This window comes from Nocardia sp. NPDC052566 (assembly GCF_044547285.1).
In the GTDB taxonomy this organism is placed as follows: Bacteria; Actinomycetota; Actinomycetes; order Mycobacteriales; family Mycobacteriaceae; genus Nocardia.
On sequence record NZ_JBIUAF010000002.1, the window covers coordinates 503,301 to 514,032 of the forward strand.

The window sequence follows — 10,732 nt, forward strand, 5'->3', positions numbered from 1 at the left end:
AACACTGGCATGATTGATGGACAAGAAAGGCCGAATCATGACAACCGTTAGGCCACATGACATTTCGATGACGCAGGAAGGACCGGAAGATGAGGACGCCGGCTATCACAAGGCGTTGCGTCCGCGTCAGCTGCAGATGATCGCCATCGGCGGCGCTATCGGCACCGGTCTTTTCCTGGGTGCGGGCGGCAGGTTGAAGGACGCCGGCGCCGGCCTGTTCATCGTCTACGCGGTCTGCGGCGTCTTCGTCTTCTTCATCCTGCGCGCACTCGGCGAGCTGGTGTTACATCGTCCGTCGTCCGGGTCGTTCGTCTCCTACGCGCGTGAGTTCTACGGGGAGAAACTGGCTTTCGGCGTCGGCTGGATGTACTTCTTCCACTGGTGTATGACCGGCATCGTCGACATCACGGCGATCGCCACCTATGTGCACTATTGGGGCGCGACCAAGGTTATCCCGCAGTGGACGATCGCGCTCGTCGCGCTCGTGATCGTGGTATTGATCAATATGGTGTCGGTGAAATGGTTCGGTGAGATGGAGTTCTGGGCGGCGTTGATCAAGGTGGTCGCGCTGGTCGGCTTCCTGGTCATCGGCATGGTGTTCCTGGCGGGCCGTTTCACCATTCAGGGTTTCGAGACCGGGCCGAGCGTCATCACCAACAGTGGCGGCCTCTTCCCGAACGGTGTGCTGCCGCTGGTGATCACCATTACCGGTGTCGTCTTCGCCTATGCTGCGGTGGAACTCGTCGGCACCGCCGCCGGTGAGGCGGAGCATCCGGAGAAGATCATGCCCCGTGCGATCAATTCCGTGATCGCCCGCATCGCCCTGTTCTACGTGGGCTCGCTGGTGCTGCTCGCCCTCCTGTTGCCCTACAACGCCTTCCAGAAGGGCACCAGCCCGTTCGTGACCTTCTTCGCCAAGCTCGGTGTCGACGGCGCCGGTACGGTGATGAACCTGATCGTGCTCACCGCGGCATTCTCCAGCCTCAACGCGGGCCTGTACTCGACCGGGCGCATCCTGCGCTCGATGTCGGTGAACGGCAGCGCGCCCGCCATCGCGGCGCGCATGTCCAAGAACGGCGTGCCCTACGTCGGTATCCTCGCCACCGCCGTGGTCGCCCTCGCCGGTGTCGGTCTCAACGCGGCCGTCCCTGAGCAGGCCTTCGAGATCGTGCTGAACATGTCCGCGCTCGGCACCATCGCCGCCTGGGCCGCCATCCTGATGTGCCAGCTGAAGCTGTGGCACTGGGCACGCCAAGGCCTGGTCGAGCGGCCCGCGTTCCGCCTGATCGGCGCGCCGTACACGAGCATCGCGGCGCTGGTGTTCCTGGCGGGGGTCGTCGCGGTCATGCTCTTCGGTCCCGATCCGCTGCAGCGCGGCGCGGTCATCGCGATGGGTGTCGTCGTGCTGCCGCTGATGTGCGGCGGCTGGCTGCTGGTCCGCAAGCGCGTCTCGGTCATCGCCGCGCTGCGCGACGGGCATACCGGGCAGTTCCCGGTGCTGGCCGAGCGACCGATGGAACACCGCGGCAACTAGCCATGACGAACGACGCGCAGGGCGGGACAGCGACACGGCCGGGCACACCGGACGTGCCGGTACTCGAGATCCGGGAAGTGCCGGAGGACAAGCGTTTCTGCTGGAAATGCCGGTGCCCGGTCGGCCGCCGCGATGAGTACGGACCCGGCTCGCTGAAAGGGACGTGCGGCAAGTGCGGCGCACCGTTCAGCTTCTGTCCCGCCCTGCGCGAAGGCGACGTGGTCGCCGATCAGTACGAGATCAAGGGCTGCCTCGCCTACGGCGGGGTCGGCTGGGTGTTCCTGGCCAGGGACCGGCGCGTCGGCGGGCGCTGGGTGGTGCTGAAGGGCCTGCAGAATCCGCAGGACCTCGACGCCCATGTGACCGCGCTCGCGGAACGGCAGTTCCTGTCCGAGCTCAGCCATCCCAGCATCGTCGAGATCTACAACTTCGTCACCCATCGCGGCGGTGACGGCGGCGGCGCGGGCTACATCGTCATGGAGTACGTCGGCGGCCGGTCGCTGGACGCGGTACTGGAACAGCAGGCGCCCGAACCGCTTCCGGTCGCCGATGCGATCACCTATGTGCTGGAGATTCTGCCCGCGCTCGGCTACATCCACTCGCTCGGACTCGCCTACAACGACCTCAAACCGGCGAACATCATGCTCGATCAGGAGCAGGTGCGACTGATCGATCTCGGCGCGGTGTCCGCGCTGAACTCCAGCGGCAGCCTGTACGGCACCCCCGGATATCAGGCGCCGGAGGTGACGAAGACCGGGCCGACGGTGGCGTCCGATATCTACACCGTCGGCCGGACGCTCGCCGCGCTCACCCTGCCGGGCCGACCGGCCGACCCGCTACCCGAGGACGCGCCGATCCTGGTGCGCCACCCGGCTTTCGCGAAGCTGGTCGACCGGGCGACCGCCGCGGACCCCGCCCGGCGTTTCCCCTCGGCGGCGGCGCTGGCCGATCAGCTGGGCGGTGTCTTGCGGATGGTGCGCGCCCGCGACGGCGGTGGCGACGATCCGCAGGCCTCGGCCGTCTTCGGACCGTTATCCGGCGACTGGGGCACCGACGATCATTTCACGGCGGGCGATCTCGCGGCCGCGCTGCCGATCCCGCTGGGCGGCGCTGACGATGCGGGCTGGCAGATCGACTGGTACGACGGGATCGCGGCGCTGACCACCGGCAGGCTCGCACGAGCGTACGTGCGGTTCGACGATGTGAGCGCCATGGTGCCCGGCGAACTCGCGCCGCTGCTCGCGCTCGCGGCGACGGCGGAACTGCAAGCGGACACCGTGCCCGATCAACGGCTGCGCGGGCACTGGCACGGGCGCGCCACCGCCCACTACCGCACGGTGTGGCAGACCGATCACACCGTCGTCGCCGCGGCGTTCGGACTGGCCAGACAGCACCTGCGCGGCGGCGACGCGCCGGCGGCGATCGGCCTCGTGCGTCAGGTACGCACTGCGGTGCCGGACAACATCATCGCGCGCCGCACATTCGGTCAACTGCTCGCCGCACTGCCGCTCGCCGAGCTCACCCAGGAACTGCTGGACGAGGCGGCGGCCGGGCTCGCGGCGCTGCCCGCCGAACGGCGCGTGCTGGAACTGCGGGCCATGGTCATGCAGAGCGCGCTCACCTGGTTGCGCGAGGGCGGCGAGCCGAACTCCCGTGCCGACACGATCTTCGGCCATCCCTACACCGAGCGCGGTCTGCGCGACGGACTCGAAGTGGCCCTGCGTCAGGTCGCCCTCGCGACGCCGGACCGGCTGACCCGGTTCGCGGTGGTCGACCGGGCCAACGCCGTGCGCGTCCGCTCCTGGTGGTGAATCCCGATGATGAACAGCAAGAACAACTATGGAGGACTCTGATGTCTGTCGAAACGCGCGTCGAGAAGGACTCGCTCGGCGAGCTGGCCGTGCCCGCCGCCGCGTATTACGGTGTGCACACCGCACGGGCGATGGCGAACTTCCGGGTCACCGGATCCGCGATGAGCACCTATCCCGCGCTGATCGCCGCGCTGGCCACCGTGAAACAAGCCGCGTGCCAGGCCAATCGGGATCTCGGCCTGCTCGACGAGCGCCGTGCCGACGCGATCGTGGCCGCCTGCGCCGAACTGCGCGACGGTGAACTGCTGCACGAGTTTCCGATCGACCTGCTCCAGGGCGGCGCGGGCACCTCGTCGAATATGAACGCCAATGAGGTGATCGCCAACCGGGCACTGGAAATCCTCGGCTTCGAGCGCGGGACCTACGCCGAGCTCGATCCGCTGACCCATGTGAACCTCGGCCAGTCCACCAACGACGTCTACCCGACCGCGATCAAACTGTGCCTGGTGACCCACATTCGGCTCCTGAGCGTGACACTCGGCGGCCTTGTCGACGAGTTCGACCGCAAAGCAGCCGAATTCGCCGACGTGATCAAGATGGGACGCACCCAGCTGCAGGATGCGGTGCCGATGACCCTCGGCCAGGAGTTCGCCGCCTACGCCACCATGGTGCGTGAGGACCGCGCCAGGCTCGCCGAAGGCGCACTGCTGCTGCTGGAATGCCATCTGGGCGGCACCGCCATCGGCACCGGGATCAACGGGCACCCCGACTATCCCGAGCTGGCTTGCCGCTACTTGGCCGAGCTGTCGGGCGAACCGGTGGTTCCGGCACTGGATCCGATCGAGGCGACCCAGGATTGCGGTGCCTTCGTACAGGTTTCGGGCATTCTCAAGCGGGTCGCGGTGAAGCTGTCCAAGATCTGCAACGATCTACGCCTGGTGTCCTCCGGTCCGGTGGCGGGCCTGCGTGAGATCAATCTGCCTGCCGTGCAGGCTGGTTCGTCGATCATGCCGGGCAAGGTGAATCCGGTGATACCGGAGTTGGTCAATCAGGTCGCGTTCGAGGTGGTCGGCAACGACCTGACCGTCACCATGGCGGCCGAGGCGGGACAGTTGCAGCTCAACGCGTTCGAACCGGTGATCGTCTACAGCATGCTGAAATCGCTGACGCACCTGAGCGCCGCGGTCGACACGCTGGCCACCGACTGCATCGCTGGGATCACCGCCAATCGCGGGCATCTCGCCGACGGTGTGCACAACTCGATCGGTGTGGTCACCGCGCTCGCACCGCGCCTCGGCTACAAGGCGTGTGCGCAGGTGGCCGAAAGGGCCCTCGCGACAGGCGAATCGATCGCCGACATCGTCGTTTCCGAAGGCTTGCTGACCAGGGACCAGGTCGATGAGCTGCTCTCGGTTCGCAAGCTGGCGGGATTGCCGCCGATCGGTGACCGCAATACGCCAGACCGGGTAATTTGATGTCCAGGGTTGGACAGATGTCTGAGGTTGGGCGGATGTCCGGGGATGGACAAAGGGCGCGTGATGACACTCGAGATGGACCCACCCGTGCACGCCGCAGGCAAGGCGAGCACGCGCGGTGAGCCTATGCGCCGCGGTGAGCCGATGCGCCTCGGCCACTGGCGGCGTCGCCTTGTACTACTGACCCTGTGCGGCGCCTCGTTCCTGCTCAGCTGGGACACCGCGATGCACAGCATCGCGGTACAGAGCCTGCTGCGGCAGCTGGGGCACCGGCCCGACCTGACGATATCGCTGTGGCTTCCGACGGCACACGCGGTGGCGTACGTCGCGTTCCTGCTGGTCGGCGGTGCGCTCGCCGACCGGCTCGGCGCCAAGCGGGTGATGGTCGGCGGCTATCTGCTGTACTTCGTCGGCGTAGCAATCCATTTGGCGGCTCCGGAGACCCCGATCGCCTTGCTCATCGGGCGAACGATCATGGGCGCGGGCTCTGCCGCCGTCCTGCCCGCGACGCTGGCAATGGTTGTCCTCGTCTACGGCGAAGGCAGCCGCAGGGCGCGGGCTGTGACGGCATGGGCGGGCTGCTCCGCGGCGGGGGTGATGGCGACCCTGCTGATCACCGCGATCGTGCTGAACCAGGTGTATTGGCCGCGCGTGATGGTGGGGGTGGCGGTCGTCAACCTGGTGGTGCTGATCGGGGTGATCGCGCTCGTCCCTTCCGTTCCTGCCGATCCGGCGAGTCCGGTCGACTGGCCCGCTGTTGTCGCCATGACGCTGTCCGGTGGGTTCCTCGCGCTCGCGCTGTACCAGGCGCCCAAGTGGGGTTGGACGTCTCGGGGATTCGTGATCGCGCTGGTCATCGGGGCGGTTCTCGCGATGGTGGCGGCGAGAATTCGGCGCGGTGGTTCGCTGCCGCACGACTGGCTGGTGCGTGCCGAGCCACGGGTGCGGCTGGTCATGCTCGCGCTCGGGACGGCGATCCTGGCGATGTTCGGCATGGTGTTCCTGGTCATCCAGTACCTCCAGGTGCTCGGGGGCCGGGTTCCGGTGGTCGTTGGCATCGCCCTGTTCCTGCCTGCGTGCCTCGCCACCGCGATCGGTGCGAAAGCCGGTGCGGCACTACAGCGCGCGGGATGCGTCGTGGCCGCGGTGATTATCGGTTCGACCGCGATCATGGACGGGCTCGCCATCGGCCTGACCGCGGGTGAGCCGGGCGATCTGCTCCCGCTGGTCGCCATGGTGACGGTGACAAGCCTGGGTTGTGCTCTCGTGCTCGGCATCGCACTGGAAGTGGTGAGCGCGGTGCATTCGGCGTCGCGCACTGGCATTCCGTGGGGTGGGCAGCTGATGCTCGTGCAGCTCAGCGGCCTGCTCGGAGCCGCGATCGTCGGGGGACTCGTCGATCGCGGCTATCAAGCGCGCTTCGTCGTCCCGGCCGATGTGCTGGCCACGGGCGGCGCGGGCATCGGTCGCGATCCGCTCGGCGATGGGGTGCGGGCGGTCGCCATGGCGGCCGATCGGCTCAGTGCGCCGCTGTCGGTCGCCATCCGCAACGCCTTCGTCTCCGGCTATCGGGACGGACTGCTCGCCACGATCGCGGTCGTCGCCGTCGTCGTGGTCGTCATGCTCGTCGCCAGCGTGCTCGCCCGGAAATCGAACGCGGCACCGCGCAACGATCAGCGTTGACGGGCGAATTCTCGGACGCGGTAGCCGAGGGTAGGAACCCTCTTTTCTAACACGCGTCGATCATGGGTGAATGCTGCGTTAAATAATGTTCAAAATCACCGTTCTCGCCGCGCTGCTTTGTGGTGTTTGCCCAGGTGGGCGGGTAATTCCGGGAGATGTCAAGAAACTGACAACTCCTCAATAGTTTCTAAAGATTCTTCACGAGTACTGTGCGATACCAAATCCGTCGAAATTTCACTGATTGCGGTTTGACGAATTAGGAATTGTGCACATAATAATGATCGGAGACTTACCGAAAGGCCGGGATCTGACCATGCGGAATATCGAACACAGAACTGCCGCACATCGCGCCAACGGCCGTGCGAGCACGGCGCGGCGAACCCCGTCGCGCACGTCGGCGGAGGAAGCGCTTGCCCGATTGCGGGCCGAGCGGGCGCAGCTCGAGCAAGGGCGGCTGTTCCGGGAGACGCTGGTAGAGGAAGCCGAGCGGCTGCACGAGGAACTCGGCCTGCTGCATGAGGAGCTGCGTGAGGTTTACCGGCAGCTGAGCGGCCTGCGCAAGCGCTTCCCCAGCCTGCCACCCGCGCCGCGGCTGCCCGCCTACCCGCCACTGGCCGTCGCGCCGCTGCCCGTCGGCGGCCAGCGGCCCGCCGCGCCGCAGGCCACCGCATGACGCAATCGTGACGTAGGCGTGACGTCACAACCGCGTCATCCTGCCCCTGCGGTAACCTCACCTTCCGGTCATAGGGTTGCGGGAAAGGGCCAGGGCGCTGCGTGTTGTGGTGGTTGAGGACGATGCTGGGATGGCCGAGGCCGTCATCGACGGACTGCGCGAACACGGATTCGGTGCTGTCGACCATCTGTCCCACGGGCTCGATCTGCTGACGTCGTACACCGCCTATGACGCGGTCATCCTCGATCTCGGCCTGCCCGATCTGAACGGCTATCTCGTGCTGCGCCAGCTACGCAAGGTCAGCGACATACCCGTTGTCGTGCTCACCGCCGAGGGCGATGAATCCGCCGTCGTGTCCTGCCTGCGGGCGGGCGCGGACGACTACATGGTCAAACCGCCGCGGATCGGCGAGCTCGCCGCGCGGCTCGAATCGATCACCCGGCGCTGGCGGGCCGCCGAACCCGAACAGGCGGTCGTGGTTTCGGGCGACGTCACGGTGAACCTGACGACGCGCTCCATCGAGGTGGCCGGGGAACCGATCTCGTTGACGCAGAAGGAATTCGCCGTCTGCCGGGTGCTGGTCGAGCATGTCGGCGTTCCGGTGGGGCGCGACAAGATCATCACCGAGGTCTGGGGTGCGAGGACGCCGCCGAACTCGCGTTCACTCGATGTTCACATGGGCGCGCTGCGAGCCAAGCTGAACCGGCCGGGGTTGATCGTCACGATCCACGGTTTCGGCTACCGCTGGTCCCGCTGAGAGGACCGCCGCGTGCGCGCTCGGCTGGTAACCGCGTTCACCGCCTTGGCGGCGCTCTGCATGATCTGCTTCGCCGTCGGCATCGGAAACGAGTTGGCCATGAGCCGAACTCGCGGCCTGGTGATCGAGCGGGTGCAGGACGCCAACCGGTTCGGGGTGCTTGCCGCGACCGCACCGCTGAGCCTGTGTGGTGAGGTGCAGAGTTATCGCGACCGCACCAGCAATGGCGTTCTCGTGCTCGGTGCGGACGGCACGGTGCTGTGTGTCCTCGGGATGGATCGCGCCGAACAGCCGGTGCGCGAGGCGATCCGCGCACGCCACTCCCTCGAGATGCCGCGACCGCTGTATCCGTGGAATACCGAGCCGATGCTGATCGCGCAGCCGATCGCGACGACGCCGCAGGCGGGTGGCGTGGTGGTGATCGCGGTCTCGACCTCGGTGACCCGCACCGAGATCGGGGTCAGGTGGGCACAATTGGCCTGCGGCACCGCGACGGCGCTACTGGTGTTCTCCGGGCTGGCACTGATGGTGTCGGGCTGGATCCTGCGCCCGGTGTCGGTGCTGCTGCACGAGGTCGACGTGCTCACCTCGACCCTGCCCGCGGACGTCGTCCCGCCGCGGCGGACACCCATGCGCGAAGGTCCGCCCGAGATCCTGCGGCTGGCGGCCGGTGTCGAATCGGTGACGCGGGCGGTCGCCGCGCTGGCCGCCGCCGAGCGCAGGCATGTGGTCGACACCGCGCATTCACTGCGCAATCCGCTTGCGGCGCTTGCGGTTCGGCTGGAGTCGCTGCAGCCGGTGCTCACCGCGGCCACCTTCGTGAGCGTGGTGAGCGAGGTGGACCGGCTCACCAGGCTGCTCGACGGATTGCTCACCTCCGCGGTCGCCGACGCCCAGGCGGACAAGCAGGCCCGCCCACCCGCCGCCGGGTGTGACGCGGTCGGTGCGGCCGCGGACCGGGTCGGCGCGTGGCGCGACGCCTTCGTCCGCGCGGATATCACGCTGAGCTTCGAGCCGCTGGTCGAGGCCGCGCCGACGCAGGTGCCGAGCAGTGCGCTCGCCCAGATTCTCGATGTGGCGCTGAGTAATTCGGCGCGCTACGCCGGTGCGGGCGCGAGCACAACGGTCACCGTCGACCAGGAGGCGGAGTCGGTCGTGGTGTCGGTCGCCGACACCGGGGCCGGGGTGTCGCCCGACGAGATCGACATGCTCACCACCAGATTCTTCCGTGGCGCGCAGGCCGAGACCGGTGGATCGGGGATCGGACTGCCGATCGCCGCGACACTGGCGGCGCGGCACGGCGGCCTGCTGTTCGTGGAATCGGCGCAGCCGCACGGACTGGTGGTGACGGTGAGCCTGCCCGTCGTCGCCGACCTTACATCTGGGTGAACTGCTGAAGGGACGGTGAACACTCCCGTTCCGGCACGGTGCCGACCGAGCGTGCGCACCACGATGAGTGGCGTGGCGCGCGGGTCCCCCCTCTCCCTCCCGCGTTGCCACCGCGTCGATCCGCGGGCCACGACGGCAAGTCGTGGCCCGCGGGTGCTGAGCGCCCGCCCGCAGGACAACGAGTAAGGAACCGTGATGGCACCGCAGCCGAACAACGGCAACACGGTTCGTGTCGACCCTGAGGCCCTGATCGATAAGGGCAAGAAGCTGTCGGAGCTGCCGAGCGCGCCGAAAGGGCTGTTCGAGATCCTCGCCAAGTTGAACGACAACCTGAACCGCATCGGGGAGCCGTGGGGCGACGACAAAATGGGCAAGTCGTTCGCCGAAGGCAAAGACGGCTACGTGTCGGCCAAGAACTCGGTGGTCGGCAATGCCAGCACCGGCCCCGACGCATCGGGTGCGGTACCCGTCTACGGGCAGTTGCTGGTGAACTACGGCCGCACGCTCGAGGAGGCGGGCAAGGCGTTCGCGGGCGGTGACGACCTCTTCGCCGAGTGGATGCTGAAGAACTACATCGACGAGGATGCCAAGGGCAATCCGGGACCGTACAAGGGTCCGTACAGCTCCGATCCGAACCGCGGCAAGGACGAGAACGACGAGAAGAAGGGGCCGTCGGGACCGCCGCCGCCGTCCGGTGGGGATCAGGGCTCGGGCGGCGGTGGCGGCGGTCCGGAGATCAAGCCGCCCGGCGGCGGCGATACCGGACTCGGTGCGAACGGGGCCGGCCCCGGCACCGGTGGCCCGAATGCCGGTGGGCCGAACACCGGTGACCTCACCGGTACGCCGCCCGCGAAACTCTCGACCGCGGGCGTACCGGGCCCCAATTCGCCATTGACCCTGGGAACCGATCCGGGGCAGGGCAATTCGCGCGATCCGCTCGACGGCACCGGCCTGTCGTCGGGGTTGAAGGACACCGCGCTGAATCCGGGCTTCCCCGGGGGCGTGCCCGGCCTGCTCGGACCGAATGGATACAAGCCTTCGATCGATCCGGTAACCGGTGCGCCACTGGACAAGTCGGGTGGTGGCGCCGCAGGCGGCAAGGGCGGTGGTCCCGGCGCGACGATGGGTAGCCTGTCGCCGCGGTCCACCTCGGCATTCGACGGTGAGAAGCTGGCGGGTAAGAACGCGCAGGCAGGCGCTCCGGCGCGCGCGGGCATGCCGGGCACCGGGATGCCGCCGGGTATGCCGGGCGGGATGCCGCCCGGTGGTCAACAAGGCGCCGGGGGCGACGGCAAGGAGAAGCGGCGCGAGCGGCGCAAGGTCTCGCCACAGGTGGACGAACAGAGCGACACCGCGGATCCGGGCGATCCGTGGCAGCGCTCCGGCTGGCGCACGGGTGATCGGTAGCGG

The 10,732-nt window shown here is 67.8% G+C and carries 8 protein-coding genes; all 8 read left to right on the top strand.

Annotation, left to right across the window (positions count from 1 at the left end):
* Positions 1–37 precede the first annotated feature (37 nt).
* The 8 genes from ACIG5A_RS09650 to ACIG5A_RS09685 all read left to right on the top strand — a co-directional run bounded on the left by ACIG5A_RS09650 (position 38) and on the right by ACIG5A_RS09685 (position 10,729).
* Positions 38–1,534, top strand: coding sequence for an amino acid permease (locus ACIG5A_RS09650; RefSeq protein WP_397239734.1), 1,497 nt, complete (start codon positions 38–40; stop codon positions 1,532–1,534).
* Positions 1,535–1,536: 2 nt separating this feature from the next.
* Positions 1,537–3,345, top strand: a complete 1,809-nt coding sequence (locus ACIG5A_RS09655; RefSeq protein ID WP_397239735.1) for a tetratricopeptide repeat protein — start codon at positions 1,537–1,539, stop codon at positions 3,343–3,345.
* A 41-nt stretch (positions 3,346–3,386) separates the two neighbouring features.
* A complete protein-coding gene (locus ACIG5A_RS09660; RefSeq protein WP_397239736.1) occupies positions 3,387–4,820 on the top strand; it encodes an aspartate ammonia-lyase in 1,434 nt (477 codons plus the stop codon).
* A gap of 63 nt (positions 4,821–4,883) precedes the next feature.
* A complete protein-coding gene (locus tag ACIG5A_RS09665) occupies positions 4,884–6,503 on the top strand; it encodes an MFS transporter (protein ID WP_397239737.1) in 1,620 nt (539 codons plus the stop codon).
* A gap of 313 nt (positions 6,504–6,816) precedes the next feature.
* Positions 6,817–7,176, top strand: a complete 360-nt coding sequence (locus tag ACIG5A_RS09670; protein ID WP_397239738.1) for a hypothetical protein — start codon at positions 6,817–6,819, stop codon at positions 7,174–7,176.
* Between the two features lie 97 nt (positions 7,177–7,273).
* Positions 7,274–7,933 (top strand): response regulator transcription factor, encoded by a 660-nt coding sequence (locus ACIG5A_RS09675; protein WP_397240582.1) that lies wholly within the window; start codon positions 7,274–7,276, stop codon positions 7,931–7,933.
* A gap of 12 nt (positions 7,934–7,945) precedes the next feature.
* Positions 7,946–9,322 carry a sensor histidine kinase gene (locus ACIG5A_RS09680; protein ID WP_397239739.1) on the top strand — a complete coding sequence of 459 codons (1,377 nt, stop codon included), beginning with the start codon at positions 7,946–7,948 and terminating at the stop codon, positions 9,320–9,322.
* 195 nt (positions 9,323–9,517) lie between these two features.
* The gene (locus ACIG5A_RS09685; protein ID WP_397239740.1) at positions 9,518–10,729 is read left to right on the top strand and encodes a hypothetical protein; all 1,212 of its coding nucleotides are present in this window, start codon (positions 9,518–9,520) and stop codon (positions 10,727–10,729) included.
* Positions 10,730–10,732: the final 3 nt, after the last annotated feature.